Annotated in this window: 19 protein-coding genes; 9 read left to right on the top strand and 10 right to left on the bottom strand. The window is 69.4% G+C overall.

Translation table 11 applies throughout. The features are described 5' to 3' along the window. Positions 1 to 31: 31 nt before the first annotated feature. Both ccrA and VIR15_RS18665 read right to left on the bottom strand, forming a co-directional pair. Positions 32 to 1372 carry a crotonyl-CoA carboxylase/reductase gene (ccrA, locus tag VIR15_RS18670; protein ID WP_331930510.1) on the bottom strand — a complete coding sequence of 447 codons (1341 nt, stop codon included), beginning with the start codon at positions 1370 to 1372 and terminating at the stop codon, positions 32 to 34. A 236-nt stretch (positions 1373 to 1608) separates the two neighbouring features. Beyond that, complete coding sequence (locus VIR15_RS18665) at positions 1609 to 1800, bottom strand: hypothetical protein (protein WP_331930508.1); 192 nt, start codon at positions 1798 to 1800, stop codon at positions 1609 to 1611. 115 nt (positions 1801 to 1915) lie between these two features. Between VIR15_RS18665 and VIR15_RS18660 the strand changes: the two genes are divergently transcribed. Continuing rightward, positions 1916 to 3097, top strand: coding sequence for a glycoside hydrolase family 15 (locus VIR15_RS18660; protein WP_331930506.1), 1182 nt, complete (start codon positions 1916 to 1918; stop codon positions 3095 to 3097). Between the two features lie 71 nt (positions 3098 to 3168). Here VIR15_RS18660 and mce read toward each other — a convergent pair whose 3' ends face one another. Then, positions 3169 to 3615 carry a methylmalonyl-CoA epimerase gene (gene mce / locus VIR15_RS18655; RefSeq protein WP_331930504.1) on the bottom strand — a complete coding sequence of 149 codons (447 nt, stop codon included), beginning with the start codon at positions 3613 to 3615 and terminating at the stop codon, positions 3169 to 3171. Between the two features lie 126 nt (positions 3616 to 3741). Here mce and VIR15_RS18650 point away from each other — a divergent pair, with 126 nt between their 5' ends. The 6 genes from VIR15_RS18650 to VIR15_RS18625 all read left to right on the top strand — a co-directional run bounded on the left by VIR15_RS18650 (position 3742) and on the right by VIR15_RS18625 (position 9874). Beyond that, positions 3742 to 4923, top strand: a complete 1182-nt coding sequence (locus VIR15_RS18650; protein WP_331930502.1) for a Fic family protein — start codon at positions 3742 to 3744, stop codon at positions 4921 to 4923. A gap of 158 nt (positions 4924 to 5081) precedes the next feature. Next, positions 5082 to 6284 (top strand): acetyl-CoA C-acetyltransferase, encoded by a 1203-nt coding sequence (locus tag VIR15_RS18645; protein WP_331930500.1) that lies wholly within the window; start codon positions 5082 to 5084, stop codon positions 6282 to 6284. A 55-nt stretch (positions 6285 to 6339) separates the two neighbouring features. Next, positions 6340 to 7284, top strand: a complete 945-nt coding sequence (gene meaB, locus VIR15_RS18640; RefSeq protein WP_331930498.1) for a methylmalonyl Co-A mutase-associated GTPase MeaB — start codon at positions 6340 to 6342, stop codon at positions 7282 to 7284. 79 nt (positions 7285 to 7363) lie between these two features. Next, positions 7364 to 7678 (top strand): thiamine-binding protein, encoded by a 315-nt coding sequence (locus VIR15_RS18635; protein WP_331930496.1) that lies wholly within the window; start codon positions 7364 to 7366, stop codon positions 7676 to 7678. Between the two features lie 253 nt (positions 7679 to 7931). Continuing rightward, positions 7932 to 8882: a hypothetical protein gene (locus VIR15_RS18630; RefSeq protein WP_331930494.1), complete on the top strand. Its 951-nt coding sequence runs from the start codon at positions 7932 to 7934 to the stop codon at positions 8880 to 8882. A gap of 14 nt (positions 8883 to 8896) precedes the next feature. After that, positions 8897 to 9874 (top strand): tetratricopeptide repeat protein, encoded by a 978-nt coding sequence (locus VIR15_RS18625; protein ID WP_331930492.1) that lies wholly within the window; start codon positions 8897 to 8899, stop codon positions 9872 to 9874. A gap of 143 nt (positions 9875 to 10017) precedes the next feature. On the opposite strand, the gene VIR15_RS18620 is transcribed toward VIR15_RS18625, so the two are convergent. Next, positions 10018 to 11781 (bottom strand): S8 family peptidase, encoded by a 1764-nt coding sequence (locus VIR15_RS18620; protein ID WP_331930490.1) that lies wholly within the window; start codon positions 11779 to 11781, stop codon positions 10018 to 10020. 224 nt (positions 11782 to 12005) lie between these two features. On the opposite strand from VIR15_RS18620, the gene VIR15_RS18615 reads away from it, so the two are divergent. Beyond that, the gene (locus VIR15_RS18615; protein ID WP_331930488.1) at positions 12006 to 12437 is read left to right on the top strand and encodes a hypothetical protein; all 432 of its coding nucleotides are present in this window, start codon (positions 12006 to 12008) and stop codon (positions 12435 to 12437) included. Positions 12438 to 12526: 89 nt separating this feature from the next. On the opposite strand, the gene VIR15_RS18610 is transcribed toward VIR15_RS18615, so the two are convergent. The 6 genes from VIR15_RS18610 to VIR15_RS18585 are packed head-to-tail and all read right to left on the bottom strand — an operon-like array spanning position 12527 to position 22339. Next, entirely contained in the window at positions 12527 to 13024 is a 498-nt protein-coding gene (locus VIR15_RS18610) for a hypothetical protein (protein WP_331930486.1), read from the bottom strand. After that, on the bottom strand, positions 13021 to 14667 hold the full coding sequence (gene pgm, locus VIR15_RS18605; protein ID WP_331930484.1) for a phosphoglucomutase (alpha-D-glucose-1,6-bisphosphate-dependent): 1647 nt from the start codon (positions 14665 to 14667) through the stop codon (positions 13021 to 13023). Before pgm ends, VIR15_RS18610 begins: the two co-directional genes overlap by 4 nt. Beyond that, positions 14667 to 17000, bottom strand: a complete 2334-nt coding sequence (gene glgB, locus VIR15_RS18600) for a 1,4-alpha-glucan branching protein GlgB (RefSeq protein WP_414654980.1) — start codon at positions 16998 to 17000, stop codon at positions 14667 to 14669. The genes pgm and glgB overlap by 1 nt, the downstream gene beginning before the upstream one ends. Continuing rightward, a complete protein-coding gene (locus VIR15_RS18595) occupies positions 16997 to 18439 on the bottom strand; it encodes a maltokinase N-terminal cap-like domain-containing protein (protein ID WP_331930480.1) in 1443 nt (480 codons plus the stop codon). The genes glgB and VIR15_RS18595 overlap by 4 nt, the downstream gene beginning before the upstream one ends. After that, a complete protein-coding gene (treS, locus tag VIR15_RS18590; RefSeq protein WP_331930478.1) occupies positions 18439 to 20142 on the bottom strand; it encodes a maltose alpha-D-glucosyltransferase in 1704 nt (567 codons plus the stop codon). The genes VIR15_RS18595 and treS overlap by 1 nt, the downstream gene beginning before the upstream one ends. Positions 20143 to 20146: 4 nt before the next feature. Then, entirely contained in the window at positions 20147 to 22339 is a 2193-nt protein-coding gene (locus VIR15_RS18585; RefSeq protein WP_414654979.1) for an alpha-1,4-glucan--maltose-1-phosphate maltosyltransferase, read from the bottom strand. A gap of 195 nt (positions 22340 to 22534) precedes the next feature. Between VIR15_RS18585 and glgP the strand changes: the two genes are divergently transcribed. Further along, complete coding sequence (gene glgP, locus VIR15_RS18580; protein ID WP_331930476.1) at positions 22535 to 25123, top strand: alpha-glucan family phosphorylase; 2589 nt, start codon at positions 22535 to 22537, stop codon at positions 25121 to 25123. Positions 25124 to 25128: the final 5 nt, after the last annotated feature.

Below are 25128 nucleotides of genomic sequence, written 5' to 3'. Positions count from 1 at the left end.
CTCCCGATCGGTAATCCCAACCCCGATCCGCCTAGACGCCGCGGAAGGCGTTGATCTGGTCGAGGTGCCGGGCGCGGAGCTCCTGGTCACGGACGCCGAGGCCCTCCTCGGGTGCCAGGCAGAGCACGCCGACCTTGCCCTGGTGGGCGTTCAGGTGCACGTCGAGCGTGGCCTGCCCCACCTCGTCGAGGGGGTAGGACTTGGACAGCGTGGGGTGGATCATCCCCTTCGCGATCAGCCGGTTGGCCTCCCACGACTCGCGATAGTTGGCGAAGTGCGAGCTGATGATCCGCTTGAGGTTCATCCACAGGTAGCGGTTGTCGTACTCGTGCATGTAGCCCGAGGTCGAGGCGCACGTGACGATGGTGCCGCCCTTGCGCGCGACATAGACGCTGGCCCCGAACGTCTCGCGCCCCGGATGTTCGAAGACGATGTCGACGTCGTAGCCGCCGGTCAGCTCACGGATCCGCTTGCCCAGGCGCTGCCATTCCTTCGGGTCCTGCTCGGTGCCCTCCTCGTTCCAGAACCGGTAGCCCTCGGCGTTGCGGTCGATGATGAGGTCGGCGCCCATGGCGCGGCAGATCTCGGCCTTCTCGGGGGACGACACGACACAGACCGGGGTCGCACCGCCGGCGAGCGCCATCTGGGTCGCGTAGGAACCGAGGCCACCCGACGCACCCCAGATGAGGACCCGGTCGCCGAGCTTCATCGCGGCGCCGTTCTTCGAGATGAGCTGGCGGTAGGCGGTGGAGTTGACGAGCCCGGGGGAGGCGGCCTCCTCCCAGGTCAGGTGGTCGGGCTTGGGCATCAGCTGGTTGGCCTTGACGATGGCCAGCTCGGCCAGTCCGCCGAAGTTCGTCTCGAAGCCCCAGATCCGCTGCTGCGGGTCGAGCATCGTGTCGTTGTGGCCGTCGGCGTCCTCGAGCTCGACGGAAAGGCAGTGCGCGACGACCTCCTGGCCGGGCTTCCACTTGGACACTCCGGGGCCGGTGCGCAGGATAACGCCGGAGAGGTCGGAGCCGACGACGTGGTAGGGCAGGTCGTGACGCTTCGCGTACACGGAGGTGCGCCCGTACCGCTCGAGGAACCCGAACGTCGGCAGCGGCTCGAAGATCGAGGTCCACACGGTGTTGTAGTTGATGGCGCTCGCCATGACGGCCACGAGGGCCTCGCCCGGCGCGAGCTCAGGCACCGGCACGTCGTCGATGTGGAGCGACTTGCGCGGGTCCTTGTCCCGGGTCGCAAGCCCCTCGAACATGCCCACCTCGTCCTTGTGGACCGTGGCGCCCCGGTACGACTCGGGGATCGCGAGGTTCGAGAAGGTTTCCTGGCTCCGGTCTCCGGAGATGATGGCGTCGCGGATGGCCTGCATCTGAGGTCCTTTGGTCGCTGGCGTCATGGATTGCTACCCGAACGTAGCCATCCGTTCACGCCCGTGCACCCTCCTGAGACTGCCACCACAGGTGACCTGAGTCACGAGTTGGCGGGCTCACACAGGCGCCGCCCCAAAGGTGGTGGCCGGCCCCATGGACACGTTGCCGTATGCCGCTGAGCTCGCTCACGCACGCCCGCTCGCTCCCGGTCCTTCCGTCCTTCTCGACGTTGGGGTCAGGTGAGGCGGCGGGTGACGGTCGGGTGGCGGCGGATCGACACCCCGGCAATGGCCGCCGCGATGAGCGGGACGACGACGACCTGAGCGACGAGCACCATTCCGAGCAGGGCGAAGAGTCCGGCCTGTGCGGCCGCCGCCGGGCGTCGGGTGAGGCGCGTGGCACCGACCTCAGCGAGGGTGCCGGGCATCGCCTGGCCTCTGCCGGCGACAGGGCGGTGGCGATGAGCGTGGCGAGGCGCCCGGATCATCCGTAGTGTCGGGCACGATGCGCCGCCCAGACCGGCGCCCGACGAGGGGGAGCGCGTGCGCAGGCGGCTGGTGCTCGGATCGGTGGCGGCGATCGCGGTGGCGATGGCGGCGCAGCTCGGTGCGGGGCAGGCCGAGCCTCTCCCGACCCTGCGCAATGGGCCCGAGTGGCGCGCGTCGACGGCCGCGATGAGTGCGGCAGACCTGGCCTGGCTGGAGCGCGGCATCGTGCCCGGCGGTCCCGAACACCGTGACCTCGTCGTGCGGGCCCTGATCGACCTGCGTGGTCTCACGCAACCCAATGGGGCGGTCGCCGGTGGCCCGGACGGGCCCTGGGCGTACGCCTGGCCGCGCGACAACTCCTTCGTCGCGGTGGCTTACGCCGTGAGCGGCCACCCGGACGACGCGTGGCGGACCCTGCGGTTCTTCGTCGACGCGCAGCTCGAGGACGGCGGCTTCGAGGCGCGATACCGCCTCGACGGAGCGGGGGCGCCGGATGACCGACAGAGGCAGACGGACGGCGCCGGGTGGCTGCTCTGGGCCATCGACGCGGTGAGCGCGGCCTCCGGCGAGGCAGTGCCGGCCGATCTTCGGCCTCTGCGCGACCGCGCCACGGAGCACCTCCTCCGCCTCACAGCTGGCGGCCGCGAGCTCCCTCCGGCGTCACCCGACTACTGGGAGGTCCCGGAGCGTCGGGTCACCCTCGGAACCGTCGCACCGCTTGCAGCAGGTTTGGAAGCCTCCGCGAGGGGTTATTCCGCAGAAGGAGATTCGGAGCGATCGGTCCGCTTGGCCACTGCGGCCGCCGCGTTGCGGTCCGTCATCGGCGAGCGCTTCGGGCCCGACTACGAACGACACGGCGACCGAGGTGGCCTCGACGCGGCGGCGGCGATGATGCTGCCCCCGTTTGCCGCGGCGGCAGACCCCGATGTGATCGCGGCGGTGGATGGCTATGCCCGGCAGGCAATCCGCCCGGCAGGAGGTCTCGCGCCGGGCGTCGGCTGGAAGACCGACGGGCTGTCCTGGACCCCGGAGACCGCGCTGGTCGCCTACACCGCGGCGGCCGCGGATGACGTGGCTACCGCGACCGGCTGGCGGGACTGGCTGGCGAGACACACGACGGACTGGGGCAGCCTGCCCGAGAAGGTGCTCCCTGATGGCAGCCCGGCCGGGCCGGCGCCGCTCGCCTGGACCGCTGCGCTGTTCATCCTTACTCAGGCCGAGCTCGCCGGCATCTGAAACACACCCGCATATCGACCGCCTACCCCACCTGTAGGCGGCAGGATCGGTCGACAAGCGGGTGTGTTGCGTCAGTGGTGGTGGGTGTCGGCGGCGGGCTCCACGAGCTCGACGAGCACGCCACCTGCATCCTTCGGGTGGATGAAGTTGACCCGGCTGTTGCTCGTGCCGCGCTTCGGGGTGTCGTAGAGCAGCCGCAGCCCACGCTCGCGCAGGGTCCCGCACACCGCGTCGATGTCGGTGACCCGGTAGGCCAGCTGCTGGATACCAGGACCGCTCCGGTCGAGGAACTTCGCGATCGTCGACTCGGGGGAGAGCGGCGCGAGCAGCTGGATGCACGAGCCCGACTCGCCGACGCCCATCATCGCCTCGCGGACGCCCTGCTCCTCGTTCGTCTCCTCGTGCAGGAGCTCCATGCCGTACTTCTCGGTGTAGAAGGCGATCGCCTCGTCGAGGTCGGGCACGGCGATGCCCACGTGGTCGATGTGGGTGAAGAGCGGGCCTGCAGGTGCGGTCATGCGCCCAAGTTAGGCCCGTATGCCGCTGGGTTGCCACCGCGACCGACGTGCCGTTCGCCACGCCGGTTATCACTTAAGGCAACAAGTGATAATCTCAGCCTGCGCCCTTATCGGTTGAGGAGGAGCATGAGCTGGCCGGCGGTGACCTGGGAGGAGCGGGTCTGGGACCCGCCGCTCGACCGTGTCGGGGTGACCAGGGCCGAGCGCTCCGCGGTGGGCCGCACGTACCGAGCCGCGGTCCCAGCGACGATCGCCAGCCGCGATCTCACGGTGAGCTCGCGCGTCGCGGCTCAGGCCGAGGAGGCGGTCGCCGAGATGCGCGCCTTCGACGCGGAGACGACCGGCGAGCTCGCCAGCCTCGACGCGATCCTGCTGCGCAGTGAGTCGGCGTCCTCGTCACAGATCGAGAACCTCACCGCATCGGCCCGGGCCGTCGCCGAGGCCGAGGTCACCCGTGCCGGCCGCGGCAACGCAGCCGTCGTCGTGGCCAACGCCGAAGCCATGGTGGCCGCCATCGAGCTCGCCGACCGGCTCGATGCGGACGCCATCCTGCGCATGCAGGAGGCGCTGCTGCACGAGACGTCGCCGAACCTCGTCGGGTGGCGCACCGAGCCGGTGTGGATCGGGCCGGGCGGCAGTACGCCCCTGACCGCCGACTTCGTCGCCCCACACCACTCCCGCATCCGCCAGGCAGTCGACGACCTCGTCTCCTTCTGCGCGCGGGACGATCTGCCCGTCCTCGCGCAGGCCGCGGTGGCGCATGCCCAGTTCGAGACGATCCACCCGTTCGCCGACGGCAACGGGCGCACCGGCCGCGCCCTCGTACACGCCCTCCTCCGGGCGAAGGGCGTCACCCGGCACGTCACCATCCCCGTCTCCGGAGGGCTGCTCCACGACCGGGACGGCTACGTGGCGGCCCTGGACGCCTATCGCTCGGGTGACCCAGAGCCGATCGTCACAGCCTTCGCGCTCGCGGGGCTCCGGGCGGTCCAGCACGGCCGCGTCATGCGCGAGCGCATCGCCTCGGTCCGGACCGAGTGGCACGAGCGGGTGCGTGCCCGGCGCGACTCGGCAGTGTGGCGGCTCGCGGACCTGCTCATCGCCCACCCCGTCGTCGACGCCGTCGCCGCGGCCCGGGAGCTGGGCATCTCCGAGACCAACGTCCATCGCCACCTCCACGTCCTGACCGAGGCAGGCGTGCTCGTCGCCACGAACCATCACAAGGCACGTCGCACGCTCTGGCGTGCGCCCGACGTGCTCGCGGTGCTCGACGCGTACGCCCGCGACGTGGGACGACGGGGGCGCTGACGCCACGTGCGTACCAGGCGAGCTCAGCGGCATACCACCAATGTCGTATGCCGCTGAGCTGACTCCCGTGTGTGCGCTAGGTCATGCGGGAGTGGGCTTCTGGAGGCTCGCGTCTAGAGTGGAAGCGACACCCCCAAAGACGTTGGAGAGGCATCACCATGACTGACCGTCCCGTGTCCGTGATCGTCGCTGGAGCCCGCACCCCGATGGGCCGGCTGCTGGGATCGCTCAAGGACTTCTCCGGCGCCGACCTCGGTGGCATCGCCATCAAGGGCGCGCTCGAGAAGGCGGGAGTGCAGCCCGAGCAGGTCGACTACGTCATCATGGGCCAGGTGCTGCAGGCCGGCGCCGGCCAGATTCCCGCCCGCCAGGCCGCCGCCAAGGCAGGCATCCCCATGACCGTCCCCGCCATCACCATCAACAAGGTCTGCCTCTCGGGCATCAACGCCATCGCCATGGCCGACCAGCTCATCCGAGCGGGCGAGTTCGAGATCGTCGTCGCGGGCGGTCAGGAGTCGATGACCAACGCGCCGCACCTCATGACGAAGTCGCGCGAGGGCTACAAGTATGGCGACGTCACGATGCGCGACCACATGGCCTACGACGGACTGTGGGACGCCTTCACCGACCAGGCCATGGGGGCCTTGACCGAGCAGGCCAACACTGGCGAGCAGGCCTTCACGCGGGAGGAACAGGACGAGTTCTCGGCCCGGTCGCACCAGCTCGCCGCGAAGGGCTGGAAGGACGGGATCTTCGACGACGAGGTCGTCGCGGTGTCGATTCCGCAGCGGAAGGGCGAGCCGATCGAGTTCAAGTCGGACGAGGGCATCCGGGCCGACACGACGGCCGCCTCACTCGCTGGCCTGCGCCCCGCCTTCAGCAAGGACGGGACCATCACCGCTGGGTCCGCCTCGCAGATCTCCGACGGCGCCGCCGCGGTCGTCGTCATGAGCAAGGCGAAGGCGGAGGAACTGGGCCTGACCTGGGTCGCCGAGATCGGCGCGCACGGCGTCGTCGCCGGCCCGGACTCGACCCTCCAGCAGCAGCCCGCGCGTGCCATCGCCAAGGCGTGCGAGAAGGAGGGCATCGCGCCGACCGACCTCGACCTCGTCGAGATCAACGAGGCGTTCGCTGCCGTCGGCCTGGCCTCGGCCAAGGAGCTCGGCATCGACGTCGAGAAGATCAACGTCAACGGAGGCGCCATCGCGCTCGGCCACCCGATCGGCATGTCCGGAGCCCGGATCGCCCTGCACCTGGCGCTGGAGCTCCAGCGACGTGGCGGCGGCGTCGGCGCGGCGGCGCTCTGTGGCGGTGGCGGCCAGGGCGACGCGCTCATCGTGCGCGTGCCGAAGTCCGCCTGATCGCGGCGCGACGAACCTGCCTGCAGCAGAGGTGACTTCACGCCGAACTGTTGACGTGCCCGCCCTGGTCGACTCGGCCAGGGCGGGCTCGCCGCGCGCCGTCGCGCGCCTCATCTCCCTCGTCGAGGACCGCCATCGCGCCCTGCGCGAGGTCATGGCCGCACTCGCGCCGCACACCGGGGGAGCGTGGGTCATCGGCCTCACCGGCTCACCTGGCGTCGGAAAGTCGACCTCGACGACGATGCTCGTCGGCGCCTTCCGCGAGCGGGGGCTGCGCGTCGGCGTCCTGGCCGTGGACCCGTCGTCGCCGTTCTCGGGCGGTGCCCTGCTCGGCGACCGGATCCGGATGCAGGACCATGCGCTGGACCCGGAGGTCTACATCCGGTCCATGGCGTCACGAGGCCATCTCGGCGGACTGTCGTGGACCACGCCGCAGGCCATCCGTGTCCTCGACGCCGCGGGGTGCCAGGTGATCCTCGTCGAGACGGTCGGCGTCGGGCAGTCCGAGGTCGAGATCGCCGGGCTCGCGGACACGTCGATCGTGCTGTTGGCACCGGGGATGGGGGACGGAGTCCAGGCGGCCAAGGCCGGCATCCTCGAGATCGGGGACGTCTTCGTCGTCAACAAGGCGGACCGGGACGGCGCCGACGCAACGGTGCGCGACCTGCGGCACATGATCTCGCTCGGTGACCGCACCGAGCCGGGGCTCTGGCGGCCTCCAGTGGTCAAGACCATCGCCGCGCAGAAGGTCGGCGTCGACGAGGTGATGGAGGCGCTCGACAAGCACTGGGCCCACATGGAGGCCAACGGGGACCTGCGCCGTCGCCGGGAGCGCCGGGCGGCGGACGAGATCGAGTCGATCGCCCTGGCCTCGCTGCGGGCGCGCTTCGGGGAGGTGCGGGGGCATCACGGCCTCAGCACCCTCGCGGCCCGGGTCGTCGAGGGCGACACCGACCCGTACACCGCGGCGGACACGCTGCTGACCCAGGTCGACATCTGACTCGCCGTGGCGCAGTCCCCTCCGGAGGATCGGCACCCCGCTGGCCGGTAGAGCCGGCTCAGCGGCATACGGTGTGGGCATGTTGATCGCCTTCTCCGTTGCCCCCACCGTTGCTGACGATGACACCGGGTCGGTGAGCGAGGCCGTCGCCCGCGCCATCACTGTGGTCCGTGAGTCGGGGCTGCCACACCGGACCGACGCGATGTTCACGACGGTCGAGGGGGAGTGGGACGAGTGCATGGCCGTGGTGAAGCGGTGCTGCGACGTCATCGCCGCTGCGTCACCTCGGGTCGGGCTCGTGCTCAAGGCCGACATCCGTCCCGGCTTCAGCGGTGAGCTCGACGGCAAGCTGGAGCGGCTCGAGGCGGCCATCGAGCGGCAGTCGGACGACTGAGACTCGCAGCAATCGGTGGGGAGCGGGGCCGTGGCGGACGCCTCATTTCGCGTCCGTGCCGGTTTGTGCACCATGGGCCGATTTGACCTGCCAAGCGCTACCACATCGATTTGGTGACTCGGGGCGGGGGGTGCGTATGGTGGATCGCGGTCGGGCCAAGGTCCCGGCCGCTCGATCGTGCGCGCCGTGCGATCGGACGCGTCACCGAAAGGCCCTCTCTATGCCCCGCCCCCCCATTCGCCGCCGTGCACTCGTGGCGGCGCTCGCAACCCTTGCGGTGCTGAGCGCCTGCACCGGCAACGCCGACGAGGGAGCGGAATCGACACCGACGCCGGCCGTGGCCGCGACCGCAGCCGCATCGACGGCGGACTCGACACTCAAGGCGGCGGTCGCAGCCCTGGCTGACACGTCGCCGACGGGTGAGGCAGCGCGGGAGGCGGCCTTCACCGGCCCTGCGCTCGAGTCGGCGAATGCGTGGGCCAAGACGCTGCCGGGCAAGACCGCCCAGCAGAAGGCCGACGCGCAGCTGTCCACATCCGGCGCGGAGGTCATCGGCGTCTCCCGGGTGGGCGACGAACCGAAGCAGCTCATCGTCCAGACGAGCCTCGAGAAGTCCAAGGCAGCCGTGCTGGCACTCCTCGTTGGTGACGGTACTGGTCAGGAGTTCAAGGTCGCAGCCCTGACCCCGATGCTGACGGAGGCGCGGGTGGACGTCCTGGACGCCACCTCGATCGGCTCGGAGGCGATCGGCTCCGGCGAGGGTCTGGCGATCACACCGGAGGAGGCCACGCAGGCGCTGGCCGACTCGCTGCGATACCCCGATCCGGAGGAGACGGCGGCGCTGGTCGAGGACCCGTTCTCGGTGCAGCTGCGTCAGTCCGCTGCCGCGCAGGCCAAGGCCATCGCGGCGACCGGGACCTTCTCCCAGTCGCACGAGCCCAAGGAGGTCCTCGGGGGCCTGCGCCTCAAGGACGGTTCGGGCGCCATCGTCTTCACCCATCTCGTGCGCACCGACAACATCGCCATGCGGCAACCCACCAAGCTCACGCCGTCGAAGGACCTGACGCTCCTGACGGGTATCAAGCAGATCACCAGCGAGGCTAGTCTGCGCTCCAACCAGATCGTCGCCTTGGTCATCCCGGCGACCGGGGCCGCCCGGGTCGTCGCGGGATGGGACCAGCTCGTCGGCGGCACGGGCCGGTGAGGCAGGATTGATCCATGAGTCAGCAGCCCTTCACGGCAGCCGCCTTGCGCGGTGCCGTCGACCTCTCCTCGCTCAAGCGCCCGGCCCAGCCGGCTGGCCCCGCATCCGGCGGGGGAGCCGCCCCCACCACTTCCGGTGGTACTGCCGGCGTCATCGTCGAGGGTTCTGACGCGGCGCTTCGCGACATCATCGCGGCGAGCGCCCGTCATCCCGTCGTCCTCGTCCTGTGGTCGTCCCGGCTCGCCGAGTCCGCGACCTTCGTGGCCACGGCCAAGCAGGTGGCGCAGCGGTACGCCGGCCGCTTCCAGCTCGTCACGGTCGATGTGGACAGCAACCCGGCTACGCTCCAGGCCTTCCAGGTGCAGGCCGTCCCGGTGAGTTTCGCGTTGATCCAGGGGCAGCCCGTGCCCCTGTTCGAGGGCGCCCAGCCGGAGGCGCAGTTTGCCGCGGTGATCGACCAGGTCCTCGCGCTCGCGACCCAGAACGGCGTCACCGGTACCGTCTCTCCCGGTCCTGACGACGGCGCCCAGGGACCCAACGGCGAGGGAGACGGCGAGCCGACCGAGGCGGCCGTCCCGCTCCCACCGCTTCACCAGAAGGCCTTCGACGCCATCGAGGCGGGCCAGCTGGACGAGGCGGCCGATGCCTACCGCCAGGCTCTCACGCAGAACCCCGCGGACGAGGACGCCAAGCTCGGCCTGGCCCAGGTCGGGCTGCTCCAGCGCACCGCGGGGGTGGACCTCGCCGCAGCTCGGGCGGCGGCTGCCGATGCGCCCACCAACGTGGACGCCCAGATCCTCGTCGCCGACCTCGACCTGCTCGGCGGGCACGTCGAGGATGCCTTCCTGCGACTCATCGACACGGTGCGGGCGACGAGCGATGCGGACCGGAACACGGCTCGTGAGCACCTTGTCGAGCTGTTCGACGTCGTCGGCTCGACGGACGAGCGGGTCGTCAAGGCACGCAAGGCGCTCATGAGCGCGCTGTTCTGATCGTGTCCTTCTGACCCGGCACACCCTGGGAGCGGCTCTGCACCCTGCACCCGGCCCAGCGGCATACGGCATCGCGGTGAGAACGCAGTGGTGCCGCCCGCTCGAGTGAGCGGGCGGCACCAACCGGGTGTGCCGAGCGGCGACTACTCCACGGCGCCGACGGCGTTGACGATGCCGTCACCGTAGAAGCCGTTGAAGTCCGCCGTGCCGACGCACGTCGCCGTGAACTCGGCCGAGCGGCCGACGTCCTCGTACGACATGACGCCGCCCTCCGGGCAGGCGTGGTCGCGCGCGGTGTCCATGAGGATGCTGCGCGTCATGGCAGGTGCCAGGCCGAAGTTGCTGGCCGAGGTGCCGGTCCCGTGGGCGCCCACGACCAGTGCGGCCACGCCGGAGGCGTGCGGCGCCGCCATCGAGGTGCCCTGGAGCCACTGGTAGTACGCGCACTCGGAGGTGTTCTCGTTGTGCTTGCCGTTGACGCACGACTTGAGCACGCCCAGGTCGCGGCCCAGCTTGGTGATGTTGCCGTTCTTGTCGACCTGGCCCTCGGCCTGCAGGACGTTGAGAGGGGCGGCCGACAGGATCAGGTTGCCGTTCGTCCGGTAGGAGGCCGTGCCGAGTCCGTCGCGGTACCAGCCACCCGGTGCGGACACCTCGATCTCACCGGAGGTGAGGTCGGTCGTGTAGTTGGAGAAGTCCGACTTGCGCTCCGACGGGCCCAGAGCCGAGACGCCGATGACGTTCGGACCCTCGGTGGGAAGGTCGAGGCACTTGGAGTTGTCGATCGTGCGCTCCCACGGCTTGGTGTCCCAGTTGTAGATCGGGTTGTCGTAATCGGGCGACGAGACGTCGTGCCGCGGCTTCGAGAGGTCCTCGTGGTTGTTCCCGAGAGCGCCGACAAGTGCGACACCGTGCTCGGTGGCGTAGCCGAGCGCGCGGGTCATCGTGTCGATGACCATGTTCTGCTCGGCGACCGCCTCCTGACCGCCGTTGGCGATGTCCTCCGGAGCGCCCCCGCGGCAGTTGTACAGCCACGGGTCGACGTAGAAGGACATGTTGACGACGTCGATGCCGTTGTTGCCCGCGTAGGTGAGCGCGTTGACGACGGGGCCGAGGAAGAAGTAGCCGCTGTCCTGGCCGCCGCGGATGTTGACGATGCTGGCGTCGGGCGCGATGCCGCTGATGCCCACACCGTTCAAGGCCGCAGCGATGGTGCCGGCGACGTGGGTGCCGTGGCCGTTGTCGTCGGCGTTCGCCGGGTCCACGCAGTCTCCGGTCTCGCAGGCGCCGTCAATCGCCGGGATGTCGGTCGTGAAGTTGCGCGACAGCGCGTTGTCGAAGTTCGGGGCGATGTCGAGGTGGGTGCCATCGACGCCGGTGTCGAGGATGCCGACCCGGACCTTGTCACCGGTCTCCGTCGCGCGGGCCGCGAAGGCGTCCACCATCTCGTGGCCCCACAGGAGTCCGTCGAGCGGGTCGGCTCCCTCGGGGGCGGCGGGCACCGTGGTGCTGCCGTTGGCCCGGCTCTTGTTGAAGACGTGCTCCTTCTCCACCGGGTCGGGCTTGACCTGGATCGCCGTCGGCGCCTGGCCGACAGCTCGATCCAGGGCGGCACCCTGAACGCCGGCCAGGTTGCGTGCCTTGGCCGCGAACCCGGCATCCGTCGAGGTCACCGTGACCAGACCGATGGCGGCGTTCTGGTTGACGACCTTGGCACCGGCCTGGGTCAGCTGACTCGCGAGCTTCGCGGCGGACACGCCGCTCTTCGCCAGGACGTAGTAGGTGCGGGCCGCACTCTGGGTCTGCGTCGATGCCGTGGTGGCCCCTGCGCTTGCCGCCAGTCCACCAAGTCCGGCAGTGGCCAGGGCGATGGCGCCGGTGACCGCGATCATGCGAGATCGTCGCATCCGAAATCTCCTCCGTCAGGTGCTGGGCACGTCGTCGTGCCCACGCGCCAACCTAAGGCCTTCAGAGACCCGACGGATCGTTACAAGGCAGGCAATTGCCAATACCACCGATTCGACTTTTGTGCATTCCGAGGACGTGGAGATGCTGTCACGGGACCATGTGGTGTGACGAGGGTCACCACACTGGGTGGCGGTCGGGGTGTGTCTGGGGGAAGGGAAAAGACATGTTGGGACGTAGGACACGGCGGCTGGCCGCCGGAGCAGCACTGGCAGGTGCCCTGGTACTCGGTAGCGGTGCAGGAGCATGGGCGCACGAGTGCTACAACGCGAGCCGGTCCGACAAGGGCAACGAGATGGCGGGCTCGAAGTCTCAGGCCTGGTTCACGCTCGTCGTCAGCGACGCGATCCAGGGCGATGCTGACTCGGGGTTGATCACTCAGGAGCAGGCTGACTGCATCAAGGATGCCTACGCCGAGACCGGAGCGCCGGCGTCCTTCACCATCCACGTCAAGGGGGCTGTCGGACAGGACGGCGTCCTTGCGGACCACAACCCCAACGATGGGCTGATGACCAACGGCAAGGGCATCGACCATGCGTTCGACGCCTACGGAGCAGAGATCTTCGGCAGCTACGCCGCCTGTGGCGTGGAGTTCTGAGCCGCTGCAACAAAGCGCACGAGATGTCCCCGGGGCCTGACAGGCGCCGGGGACATCGTCGGCGCGCCGGGTCTGTGGGTCGGCGGGGGTCAGTCGGCCGATGCAGCGCCCGCGTCCGGCTCGACGGTTCGGACCTTCGCGTCGTCGAGATGGGCAAGGACCGCCTCGGCCAGGGTCCCGGGCGGGGCGGCGGCATCGAGCCACAGGCCCCACCGGGGCGTTGCCGACAGGCGTGGGTCGTCGAGGACGACGACGTGAACGGTCTCCGGCGCCGCGAGGTCGAGGAAGTCCTCGAGGTGTCCACCCGTGACCACGTCGCACACCACGGCGTCGAACCCCTCGAGCTGGTACGTCTCGGCGGCAGCGAGGCAGGCTGACCACCGCAGCAGTCGGTGACGCACGCCCTCCAGACCGACGTCGTCGGCGGGCGCTCGGCCGCTCACGAGCATGGCGTCCATCTGCGACCCCGCGACGACCAGACACCTCGGCAGTCGGTGGCCGAGCGCCAGCGCGACGGCTGCTGCGGTGTCCTCGCTCGGCGCCGAAATGAGGAAGAGGCGGCCGCGCGTGACGGGTTCGTCGGTCATCCGCGCAGTGCCGCGTCCACGACCTCCTTGGCCTCCGCCTGTACCTGGGCGAGGTGCTCACGGCCGCGGAACGACTCGGCGTAGATCTTGTAGACGTCCTCCGTTCCGGACGGCCGGGCGGCGAACCAGGCGCTCTCGGTCACGACCTTGAGTCCGCCGATCTTGGCGCCGTTGCCGGGCGCCTCGGTGAGTTTTGCCCTGATCGGCTCTCCGGCAAGCGATTCCGCGCTGACATCGGCTGCCGAAAGTGCCGACAGCTTCGCCTTCTGCTCACGGTCGGCGGGTGCATCGATGCGGGCGTAGGCGGGCGCTCCGTGCCGCTCGGCGAGATCCGCGTAGAGCTCGCTCGGAGTCCTTCCCGTCGCGGCGAGGATCTCCGACGCGAGCAGCGCCAGAATGATCCCGTCCTTGTCGGTCGACCAGACCGTGCCGTCGAAACGCAGGAAGCTCGCTCCCGCCGACTCCTCGCCACCGAAGCCGACCGACCCGTCGAGCAGTCCCGGCACGAACCACTTGAAACCGACGGGCACCTCGAGTAGCCGGCGCCCCAGGTCAGCCGCGACGCGGTCGATCATCGAGGAGGACACGAGGGTCTTGCCGATGGCGGTGTCCGGGCGCCAGTCGGGCCGTGCGTCGCCGAAGAGGTACTGGATCGCAACCGCGAGGTAGTGGTTGGGGTTCATCAGCCCGTCGTCCGGCGTGACGATGCCGTGCCGGTCGCTGTCCGCGTCGTTGCCGGTCGAGATGTCGAAGCGGTCCTTGCTCGCGATGAGCGACGCCATCGCCGCCGGCGAGGAGCAGTCCATCCGGATCTTGCCGTCCCAGTCGAGGGTCATGAACGACCACTGGGGATCGATGTCCGGATTGACCACGGTGAGGTCGATGCCGTGCCGTTCGGCGATCGCGCCCCAGTAGTTCACCGACGCCCCACCGAGGGGATCGGCCCCGATCCGGATGCCGGCTTCCTTGATCTTCGCCAGGTCGACCACGGCGGGCAGGTCGTCGACGTAGATACCCAGGAAGTCGTATGCCGCTGAGCTGGCTCGCGCTTGGTCGTACGGGACGCGCTTGACATCCTTCAACCCCGCACGGATCAGCTGGTTCGCCCGTGCCGCGATGACCGAGGTGGCGTCGGTGTCAGCGGGGCCGCCGTGCGGCGGGTTGTACTTGAAGCCGCCGTCCGAGGGTGGGTTGTGGGATGGCGTGACGACGATGCCATCGGCGAGCCCGCTGGGACCGGACGTCTTCCCACGGTTCGCGCGGAGGATCGCGTGCGACACCGCAGGAGTGGGCGTGCAGCTGTCGCGAGCATCGACGAGCACGTCGACGCCGTTCGCCACGAGGACCTCGAGGGCCGTCTTCCATGCGGGCTCGGACAGGCCGTGGGTGTCGCGGCCGATGAAGAGGGGCCCGTCGAACCCCTGGGAGGCCCGGTATTCGCAGATGGCCTGCGTTGTCGCGAGGATGTGGTCCTCGTTGAACGCCGCGTTGAGACTCGAGCCGCGGTGCCCGGACGTGCCGAAAACCACCTGCTCGTCGGGGTTCTCGGCGTCCGGGTGCTGGTCGTAATAGGCGGCGACGAGCTCGTCGACGTCGACGAGGTCGCGGTCCTGGGCGGGCTGTCCTGCACGTGGGTGGGTCATCACGAGCCTTCTTTCGACGTTCGCTTCGTGGGACGCTGCTTCGTCGAGCCAGCCGGCTGCTCGGCGGGCTCCGGGATGAGCCAGACCGCGGACAGGCGCGGCACGGTGATGGTGGCGGCGTGGGACTGCTGCTGCCACGCGTCAGGTCGCGCCTCGACGAGCACACCGGTGCTGCTGGGGGCACCCGGGTGGTAGCCGGCGGTGTCGAGCACCACGCGCCACGACCCGGCACGGGGGAGACCGATGCGGTAGCCCTCCTGGGTCTCTCCGCTGAAGTTGACGACGCATGCGACGACAGGGGCGTCGACCGCTGGGTCGCCCGTGCCGAGGCGCAGCCAGGCGAACGTGCTGTGCGCGGAGTCGTCGGCGTCAAGCCACTGGAAGCCGGATGGGTGGGAGTCCAGCTCCCACAGCGCCGGATTGGCCCGGTAGATCCCGTTCAGGTCCTTGACGAGATTGTGGACCCGGTAGTGGAGCGGCAGGTCGAGCAGCCACCAGTCGAGGCTGCGGCCCTCGGACCACTCGGACTCCTGACCGAACTCGCAGCCCATGAAGATCAGCTGCTTGCCCGGGTGGCTCCAGATGTACGCCAGGAAGGCGCGCAGCGTCGCCACCTGCTCCTCACGGGATCCCTGCGACTTGCGGAGCAGGGAGCCCTTGCCGTGGACGACCTCGTCGTGGCTGATCGGCAGGATGTAGTTCTCGCTGAAGGCGTACATGAGCGAGAAGGTCAGCTTGCCGTGGTGGTGACTGCGGAAGAGGGGGTCCTGGCCGAGGTAGCTCAGGGAGTCGTTCATCCAGCCCATGTTCCACTTGAAGCCGAAGCCGAGGCCGCCCTGATCGGTCGGCTTGGTGACGCCGGGCCACGCCGTCGACTCCTCGGCGATCGTGACGATGCCCCCGACCCGCTTGTAGGCCGTCGCGTTGGTCTCCTGGAGCAGCGCCACCGCCTCGAGGTTCTCGCGGCCGCCGTGCCGGTTGGGCACCCACTCGCCTGCCTGGCGTGCGTAGTCGAGGTAGAGCATCGAGGCGACACCATCGACCCTCAGCCCGTCGATGTGGAACTCCTCGAGCCAGTAGACGGCGTTGGCGACGAGGAAGTTGCGCACCTCGGGCCGACCGTAGTCGAAGACGTTGGAGCCCCACTCCGGGTGCCACCCGAGGCGCTTGTCCGGGTGCTCATAGAGGGGCTCGCCGTCGAACCGGGCCAGCGCCCAGTCGTCCGTGGCGAAGTGCCCCGGGACCCAGTCGAGAATGACCCCGATCCCGGCCTGGTGCAACTCGTCCACGAGGTAACGGAAGTCGTCCGGGGTCCCCCATCGCGAGCTCGGCGCGTAGTACCCGGTGACGTGGTAACCCCAGGACGGGACATACGGGTGCTCCATGACCGGAAGGAGCTCCACATGGGTGAACCCGGCGTCCCGGACATAGTTCACCAAGTGCTCGGCCAGACCCCGATAGCCCAGGCCCTGACGCCAGGACCCGACGTGCACCTCGTAGATGCTCATCGGCCCGACGTGGGCGTCCGCGTCCCTGCGTCGCCCCATCCACGCGTCGTCCTGCCAGGCGTGGTGCGACTCGGTCACGATGGCGGCCTGCTTCGGGGCCACCTCGGTCATGCGGGCCATGGGATCGCTCTTGAGGCGGACGATGTCGTCGGCACCTCGGATCGCGAACTGGTAGTTCATGCCCTCCTTCGCACCGGGCAGGAAGAGCTCCCAGATGCCCGACTCGCCGAGCGCCCGCATCGGGTGCGATAGGCGGTCCCAGCCATTGAAGTCGCCGATGACATGGATCGCCTTGGCCCGGGGAGCCCAGACGGCGAACGACACCCCCCAGGCGTCGCCCATCGGTCCGGGGTAGGTGCGCAGGTGGGCACCGAGCACGGTCCACAGCTGCTCGTGGCGTCCCTCGTTGATCAGGTGCCGGTCGATGTCGCCGAGGGTGGGCGCAAAGCGGTATGGGTCGTCCTGCTCGTGCTCGACCCCGTCGCCGTAGGTCACGAGCAGGCGGTAGTCGTGGGTGCTGCCGAAGTCCGGCGAGGTCATCGACCAGATGCCGTCCCGGATGTGCTGCAGATCCACCACGTCGCCCGAGTCCAAGCGTGCCCGGACCGAGGTTGCGAGTGGTCGGTAGCAGCTGATGGTGAGTCCACCGGGCCCGAGGTGTTGCCCCAGCAGGTCGTGCGGCTGTCCGTTCCGTCCCTGGAGGAGGGCTTCGACGGCGGCGTCGTCAAGGCGGGGCTCCGGTGAACCTGACGGCTCGGATGGCCGGGATGGCGTGGGCGAGGGTGGGGGGCCTGGTTGCGGCGGTGTCCTGCGTTCCGGGCTCATCCTGGCGGGCCTTTCTCGGAGAGGATCCGCCCAACGGCTTCGACGGGGATCGGCAGCCAGGTCGGGCGGTTCCGGGCCTCGTAATCCACCTCGTAGAGGGCCTTGTCAAGCTCGAGAACCCGGACCAACGTGCGGTCGTCGGCGTGGAGCTCACCGGCGACTGACCCATACCCATCGAGGAAGGCGAGCCGACAGTCGGCCGCCCACTCGCCGGGCCCGTCGTCAGTCGAGGCCCCACTGCTCAGACGCACGGAACCGGCCACGTAGTCGAACGAGCGCAGCATCCCGGCGATGTCGCGTTGCACGAGGTCGGGGCGGACCCGCTCGGCGAGCGGCCGCAACGGCTCTCCCTCGAAGTCGAGCGCGACCCAACCCCGCTCGGGCACGTCCAGCACCTGGCCGAGGTGGTAGTCCCCGTGGATCCGCTGGAGTGGCGGCCAGGCCACGAAGCTGACCTGCCCGAGCAGGGCCTCGACGTCGGACTGGCGGGAGGCAAGCGCCGGCACAGAGGCGACGGCAGCGGCATACCTGCCTCGCATGGATTGCAGCAGCGCCTCGCGGGCCGCTGCCGAGGCCTCCTGCCTCCCGAGGGTGGCGGCCAGTACCTGGTGGATCTCCGCCGTCACCGCCCCGAGCTCGCGAGCCCGGTCGGTGAAGTCGGTGCCGGATGCCGCGGCGACGAGGGCGACCCGCCAGGCGTCCTCGACGCCGGGGATGAACTCCTGGGCGAAGGCGAGATGGCCGTGCTGCTGGGCTCCGGAGCCGGAGGGTTCGTCCCAGGCGCCGGACAGGTGGCCGAAGGCGGCCGGCACACGCGGCGAGCCGGCCCGGGTCAGCGCGGACTGGACCACGACGTCGGGGTTCTCGCCATCCTGGACGATGCGGAACACCTTGACGATGAGCGGCTCCGCGGGTCCACCGTCAGGCGCTGCCATCCGGCAGATGATCGAGGTGTTCGACTGCTCGCCCGTGAGCACCCTCGAGGACGTCACGGTCCCCGTCGTGAGACCGGTGGGCCGGCCGACCGCGAGCGCGTTGCTCCCGTGGGAGGCCTGGGCCTCATCGCTCTGCCCACCCGTGAGGATCGTGTCGACGAGTCCGGCGACATAGACCGGGTCGTGCGGGCCGTCGTACACCCATCGCGGGCCGAGGACGCTGTGGTCCATGGTGCCGATGAGGGCGTGCTCGGCGCCCTCCAGCGGGGCGCCCCGATAGGTCAGGGGCACCTGGTAGACCACCACCGGCGACGCGGCCAGGTCGGCGACGAGCACCACCTCGACGCCGACCTGCCCCTCCGGGTCCTCGAAGCGGAAGCCGCCGACCCGCTCGAGGCGCGGGAGCCGCCCCTTGCCGGCGTACCAGCGCTGGTCGGGCATCCAACCCGTGATCAGCTCGAGCTTGGAGGGAACGAGGGAGGCTCCCTTGTGCACGATCGCCATCAGGGTCCGTCCCCACTGCGCAGCTGGAGCCAGAAGAAGTCGCGCGTGCCGAGGGTGATGGTCACTCGGCCGTCTGCGGCGACCCAGGGGAACCCGCTGCCGCCGAACAGGTCGACGAGTTGCCGGCCCGCGAAGCGCTCCGGAAGCGTGATCGTGGCCGCCTGCGGGCGGCTCGACAGGTTGCTGACACAGAGCACGGCCTCCGCCGGGTCGTTCCCGTCGGCGTCCATCGACCGGGTGAACGCCAGGATGGTCTCGTTGTCGGCGCTGACCACCTCGAAGTCGCCGAGCCCGAAGACCGGATGCCGGCCACGCACCTGGACCATGCCGCGGATCCAGTGCAGCAGTGACGCGGAGGTGGCCATCTGCGCCTCGACGTTGACGTTGTTGTAGTGGTAGACGAGGCTCGAGATGACGGGCAGGTAGAGCTTGCCCGGATCGACGGTCGAGAAGCCCGAGTTGCGGTCGGGCGTCCACTGCATCGGGGTGCGCACGGCATCCCGGTCGGTGAGCCAGATGTTGTCGCCCATCCCGATCTCGTCGCCGTAGTAGAGGCAGGGCGACCCGGGGAGGGAGAGGATCAGCGCGTGGATGAGCTCGATCTCCGGTCGTGAGTTGTCCAGCAGGGGCGCGAGGCGGCGTCGGATGCCGACGTTGGCCCGCATGCGGGGGTCCGGCGCGTACCAGCCGTACATGGCGGCCCGCTCCTCGGGCGACACCATCTCGAGGGTGAGCTCGTCGTGGTTGCGCAGGAAGGTGCCCCACTGGGTTCCGGGCGGAATGGGCGGGGTCTCGGCGAGCACAGAGACGATCGGCTCCGCCTTCTCCTCACGCAGCGCGTAGTAGAGGCGCGGCATGACGGGGAAGTGAAAGCACATGTGGCACTCGGGATCCTCCTCCGTCCCGAAGTAGTCGACGACCTCCGCCGGAGGCTGGTTCGCCTCGGCAAGCAGGATCCGGCCCGGGTACTCCTCGTCGACCATGGCCCGGACCCGGGCGAGGAACTCATGCGTCCGGGGCAGGTTCTCGCAGTTGGTGCCCTCCTCCTCGAAGAGGTACGGCACCGCATCGAGTCGGAAGCCGTCGATCCCGAGGTCCATCCAGAACCGGACGATGTCGAACATGGCCTCCTGCACGGCCGGATTCTCGTAGTTGAGGTCCGGCTGGTGCGAGAAGAAGCGGTGCCAGAAGAACTGTCGGCGCACCGGGTCGAACGTCCAGTTCGAGACCTCGGTGTCGACGAAGATGATGCGGGCGTCGGGATAGCCCTCGTCCGTGTCGGACCAGACGTAGAAGTCACCGTAGGGGCCGTCGGGCTCGGCACGGCTCGCCTGGAACCACGGATGCTGGTCGCTCGTGTGGTTCATCACGAGGTCCGTGATGATCCGGATTCCGCGGGCGTGCGCCTGCGACACGAGCTCGGTGAACTCCGGCAGGGTGCCGAACTCGGGCAGCACCGCCTTGTAGTCGGCGATGTCGTAGCCGCCGTCACGCAGCGGCGACGCGTAGAACGGCGACAGCCAGAGGCAGTCGACGCCGAGCCATTGGAGGTAGTCGAGTCGGCCGATGAGTCCGGTGAAGTCTCCGGCTCCCGAGCCCTTGGAGTCGGAGAAGGCGCGGACCAGCACCTCGTAGAAGACGGCCTTGCGAAACCACTGGGTGTCGTACTTCAGGCCGGGTTGGGCGAGGTTGAGTCCCTGCATTGATTCAGTGGCTCCTCACGCTGATGATGTGAACGGGCTCGGAGTCGGGACCGAGTCGGACGTAGTTGTCCTGTCGCCAGGTCCAGGTCTGGTTCAGGACGTGGTCGTGCGCGTCGAACGTCGACCACGTCGCCAGGCCCAGTGCCTCCATGTCGAGGTGCACCCACGTCTCCCGGGTCGCGTGCGGATCCAGGTTCGCGACGACGAGAACCGTGTCGCGGTGCCCATCCACCACCCTCGACTTGGAGTAGACGAGGAAGCTGTCGTCGTCGGCGCGATGGAAGTGGAGATTGCGCAGCCACCGCAGCGCCGGGTGCCAGCCGCGGATCTCGTTGAGCCGCTTGAGGTACCACGCCAGCGACCGGTTCTCGAGGGGACCGCCTGGCTCGTAGAGATACCACTGCCGGTCCTTGTACTCGTACTTCTCGTTGTCCAGCTGCTCCTCGGCACCCGGGCGGGCGACATGCTCCATGAGCTCATAGCCGGTGTAGATGCCGTATGTGGGAACCATGGTCGCCGCGAGGGCGGCGCGCAGCTTCCACGCGGTCGGGCCGCCGTACTGCATGAAGGGCGTGAGGATGTCATGTGTCGTCGGCCAGAAGGACGGGCGCATGTAGGCCGCAGCGTCCCCCGAGATCTCCCGGCCGTACTCCTCGAGCTCCCACGCCGCGTTGCGCCACGCGAAGTACGTGTAGCTCTGCTGGAACCCGGCCTTGGCGAGGGTGTGCATCATGGCCGGTCTGGTGAATGCCTCGGAGAGCCAGATCGTCTCTGGATGGTCCTTGGCCACGTCGGCGATGAGCCACTGCCAGAAGGGAACCGGCTTCGTGTGCGGGTTGTCGACGCGGAAGATGCGGATGCCGTGGTCGAGCCAGACCTGGATGACCCGCCGCACCTCCGCGTAGGCGCTCGCGGGGTCGTTGTCGAAGTTGAGCGGGTAGATGTCCTGGTACTTCTTCGGCGGGTTCTCCGCGTAGGCGATCGTGCCGTCCGCGCGGGTCGTGAACAGCTCGGGGTGGCTCTGGACCCACGGGTGGTCGGGCGAGGCCTGCAGCGCGAAGTCGAGTGCGACCTCGAGGCCGTGGCGCCCCGCCTCCGCGACGAAGAAGTCGAAGTCCTCGAAGGTGCCGAGATCGGGGTGGATCGCGTCGTGGCCGCCATCGGGCGAGCCGATGGCATACGGCGAGCCGGGGTCGTCGGGCTCCGGGGACAGCGTGTTGTTCCTGCCCTTCCGGGCGGTCGTCCCGATCGGGTGGATCGGGGTCAGGTAGACGACGTCGAAGCCGAGGTCGGCGATCGCGGGGAGTCGCTTCGCCGCGCTCCGGAGGGTCCCTGACGTCCACTCACCCGTCTCGGGGTCCCGATGCGCCCCTTCAGAGCGCGGGAAGATCTCGTACCAGGCGCCGTAGAGCGCGCGCTCGCGCTCGACGAGGAGGGAGTACCGGGGCGACGGAGAGACGAACTCCCGCAGTGGCATCCACGTGGCGAGCCCCTTGATCTCGGGGGAGGTGGCCGCGCCAAGGCGGTGCGCGGCAGGGCGGTCCTGGTCCTTGAGGGCCGCGATGCCCTTGTCGATCTCGCTCGCGTCGACGCCCATACCGCGGACCGCCTCGGCGAAGCGCTCGAGGACACGCACTCCCTCGGCGCACATGAGCTCCTCGTCGACACCCGCGCTGATCTTGATTCCCGCATCGTGCGCCCAGGTGGCGTACGGGTCGGACCAGCCCTCGACGCGGTAGGTCCACCAGCCCGTCCGGTCCGCGCGAACCGTCGCGCTCCACTCCGACAGGCCGATGTTGTCGCAGTGCATGGCGAAGTAGTGGTCCCGGCCGTCCGGATCAGTCAGCACCGCCTGCGCGTTGACCGCGTCGTGCCCCTCGCGGAACACCCTGGCCCGGATGACAAAGTCCTCCCCGACGACCGACTTGGCCGGGCGCTGACCGCAGTCGACGATCGGTCGCACGTCCATGACCGGGATGCGTCCGATGGGGCTGGCGCCGCCCGGCATGCCCTCGACGGTCGGTGCGTCGCTGATTCGCTTCCCGGGGGCCAGATGAGTGGCTCCCGCCTCGGTGTCGTCGGTCAGGCCGACCTCGGCCACCGGTGTGGCCGCGGGCTGGACGGTCGCTTTCGTGGTCGCCCTGTTGGGCGGCTCGGCGGGCTGGTTCGGACGGGTTGTCGGAGAGGAGCCAGTCACGGGATCGACCGTATCGAATGTGCGTCGGTTCTCACCCTCTCGGTCACCCGCGGGCTGGCCACTCGACTGGGACGAGACCCGGCACGAAGGGCACATTCGTCGCGAAGCCGGCCCAGCGGCATACGCCTCAAGCCGGTGAAAGAAGGCTGAAAGGCCTGCAAGATCTTTCCCCAACCGCACGTATGCTGTCGCCTCGTGAAGGCAATCCGTCGCTTCAGTGTCCGCACCGTCCTCCCGAGCCGCATCGAGGGCCTCGGCGTCCTGGCCAGCAACCTCCGCTGGTCGTGGCACCCCGAGACCCGGGACCTGTTCGCCAGCATCGACCCGAAGGAGTGGGCCGACACCAAGGAGGACCCGATCCGTCTGCTCTCCCGCCTGTCGGCCCAGGAGCTGGCTGCTCTCGCGGCGGACGATGAGTTCGTCGGGCGCGTCGTCGCCGCGAACGAGGACCTGCACGCGTACCTGACGAAGGAGCACTGGTACCAGGCCTGGAGCAGGGAGCAGGAGGCCGCCGGCCGCGCCGCTCCGAAGGCGATCGCCTACTTCAGCCCGGAGTTCGGCATCACGGCCGTCCTCCCGCAGTATTCGGGTGGTCTCGGCATCCTCGCCGGCGACCACCTCAAGACGGCATCCGACCTCGGGGTCCCGATCGTCGGCGTCGGACTGTTCTACAAGACCGGCTACTTCAAGCAGTCCCTGTCCGCGGACGGTTGGCAGCTCGAGTCCTATCCCGTGCTCGACCCCGACGGGCTGCCGCTCTCCCTCGTCAGGGAGGCCGACGGCAGCCCCGCGGTCGTCTCGATCAACCTGCCGGCCGGGCGCATCCTCCACGCACACATCTGGCGCGCCCAGGTCGGCCGGGTGCCGCTGCTGCTGCTCGACTCCGACGTCCCCGGCAACGACGAGCAGACGCGCAAGGTGACCGAGTCACTCTACGGCGGCGGCGGAGACACTCGCCTCGAGCAGGAGCTGCTCCTCGGCGTCGGCGGCGTCCGGGCGCTGCGCATCTGGTCACGCCTGACCGGCGCGCCGGCCCCCGAGGTCTACCACACCAACGAGGGCCACGCGGGCTTCCTCGGCGTGGAGCGGATCGCCGAGCTCGTTCGCGATCACGGACTCACCTTCGACGAGGCGCTCGAGGCGGTCCGGTCCGCGACCGTCTTCACCACACATACGCCGGTCCCCGCAGGCATCGACCGCTTCGATGCCCACAAGATCGAGCTCTTCTTCGGCGGCGCGAACGCCATGCCGGGCGTGCCGATCGACCGACTGCTCGCGCTCGGCGCCGAGGACTACGAGGGCGGCCAGCCGGGCATCTTCAACATGGCGGTCATGGGACTGCGCCTCGCCCAGCGCGCCAACGGCGTCTCACAGCTGCACGGCCACGTGAGCCGGGAGATGTTCGAGGGCCTGTGGCCGGGCTTCGATGAGGACGAGGTGCCGATCACGAGCATCACCAACGGCGTCCACGCCCCGACGTGGGTGGACCGGAAGGTCTACGACGCCGCGCGCGCCCACCTCGGCACGGCTGACGTCGCCGGTGAGAACGCATGGCAGCGGGTCTCCAGCGTGCCGGCCGAGGCCATCTGGCAGGTCAAGCGCGCCATGCGCGACTCCCTCGTGCAGCAGGTCCGGCAGCGGGTCCGATCGTCGTGGCTCAAGCGCGGCGCCGCGCCCGCCGAGCTCGGCTGGGTCGACGACGTGTTCGACCCCGACGTGCTGACGATCGGCTTCGCCCGGCGCGTGCCGACGTACAAGCGGCTCACCTTGATGCTCAGCGACAAGGAACGCCTCAAGCGCCTCCTGCTGCACCCCGAGCGTCCGATCCAGCTCGTCATCGCGGGCAAGTCGCACCCCGCGGACGAGACGGGCAAGCGGCTCATCCAGGAGATGGTGCAGTTCGCCGACGACCCGGAGATCCGCCACCGGATCGTCTTCCTCCCCAACTACGACATCGCCATGGCCCAGCACCTGTACCCCGGCTGCGACGTCTGGCTCAACAACCCGCTCCGTCCCTTCGAGGCGTGCGGCACGTCGGGCATGAAGGCCGCCCTCAACGGCGGGCTGAACCTGTCCATCCTCGACGGCTGGTGGGACGAGTGGTTCGACGGGCACAACGGGTGGGCCATCCCGACCGCAGACGGCATCGCGGATCCGGACCGTCGTGACGATCTCGAGGCGTCCGGTCTCTACGAGCTCATCGAGCACAACGTTGCCGCGAGCTTCTACGAACGGGACGAGGCCGGGCTGCCCCACACCTGGATCTCGATGATCACGCACACGCTCGCGACTCTCGGGCCCAAGGTTCTCGCGAGCCGCATGGTGCAGGACTACACCGAGCAGCTCTACAGCCCGGCTGCAGCTGCGGGACGCGCGCTGAACGGTCCCGATTTCGAGGGGGCCCGGGAGCTCGCCGCCTACAAGGCGCGGGTCCGCGCTGCCTGGCCGAACGTCCGGGTCGACCACGTCGAGCCGTCCGGGCTGTCGGACTCCCCGCAGATCGGCGACACCCTGCACGTCAGCGCCTACGTAGATCTGGGCGGACTGTCGCCCGAGGACGTCGAGGTCCAACTCGTGCACGGGCGCGTCTCTGACGCGGACACCCTGCGCGAGACGGTCGCGGCGCCACTGGGCCTCGCCGAGGGCTATGACAACGGGACCTACCAGTTCGCGGGGGAGCAGAGCCTCGCGCGCACCGGGTCCTTCGGCTACAACATCCGGGTCGTGCCCAAACACCCCGCGCTCGCATCGGCCGCGGAGCTCGGCCTGGCTCGCAACGCCTGACGCCG

The sequence above is a fragment of the Intrasporangium sp. genome (assembly GCF_036566125.1).
GTDB lineage: Bacteria > Actinomycetota > Actinomycetes > Actinomycetales > Dermatophilaceae > Intrasporangium.
This window is presented reverse-complemented; position numbering and strand designations above follow the sequence as displayed.

Excerpts from the sequence above, each read along its gene's own strand:
- VIR15_RS18610 (WP_331930486.1), bottom strand. The coding sequence starts at position 13,024 with ATGACCGACGAACCCGTCACGCGCGGCCGCCTCTTCCTCATTTCGGCG.
- VIR15_RS18625 (WP_331930492.1), top strand. The coding sequence starts at position 8,897 with ATGAGTCAGCAGCCCTTCACGGCAGCCGCCTTGCGCGGTGCCGTCGAC.
- treS (WP_331930478.1), bottom strand. The coding sequence starts at position 20,142 with ATGCAGGGACTCAACCTCGCCCAACCCGGCCTGAAGTACGACACCCAG.
- VIR15_RS18615 (WP_331930488.1), top strand. The coding sequence starts at position 12,006 with ATGTTGGGACGTAGGACACGGCGGCTGGCCGCCGGAGCAGCACTGGCA.
- glgB (WP_414654980.1), bottom strand. The coding sequence starts at position 17,000 with ATGAGCCCGGAACGCAGGACACCGCCGCAACCAGGCCCCCCACCCTCG.
- VIR15_RS18595 (WP_331930480.1), bottom strand. The coding sequence starts at position 18,439 with ATGGCGATCGTGCACAAGGGAGCCTCCCTCGTTCCCTCCAAGCTCGAG.
- VIR15_RS18650 (WP_331930502.1), top strand. The coding sequence starts at position 3,742 with ATGAGCTGGCCGGCGGTGACCTGGGAGGAGCGGGTCTGGGACCCGCCG.
- mce (WP_331930504.1), bottom strand. The coding sequence starts at position 3,615 with ATGACCGCACCTGCAGGCCCGCTCTTCACCCACATCGACCACGTGGGC.
- VIR15_RS18620 (WP_331930490.1), bottom strand. The coding sequence starts at position 11,781 with ATGCGACGATCTCGCATGATCGCGGTCACCGGCGCCATCGCCCTGGCC.
- VIR15_RS18645 (WP_331930500.1), top strand. The coding sequence starts at position 5,082 with ATGACTGACCGTCCCGTGTCCGTGATCGTCGCTGGAGCCCGCACCCCG.
- VIR15_RS18665 (WP_331930508.1), bottom strand. The coding sequence starts at position 1,800 with ATGCCCGGCACCCTCGCTGAGGTCGGTGCCACGCGCCTCACCCGACGC.
- pgm (WP_331930484.1), bottom strand. The coding sequence starts at position 14,667 with ATGACCCACCCACGTGCAGGACAGCCCGCCCAGGACCGCGACCTCGTC.
- ccrA (WP_331930510.1), bottom strand. The coding sequence starts at position 1,372 with ATGCAGGCCATCCGCGACGCCATCATCTCCGGAGACCGGAGCCAGGAA.
- VIR15_RS18635 (WP_331930496.1), top strand. The coding sequence starts at position 7,364 with ATGTTGATCGCCTTCTCCGTTGCCCCCACCGTTGCTGACGATGACACC.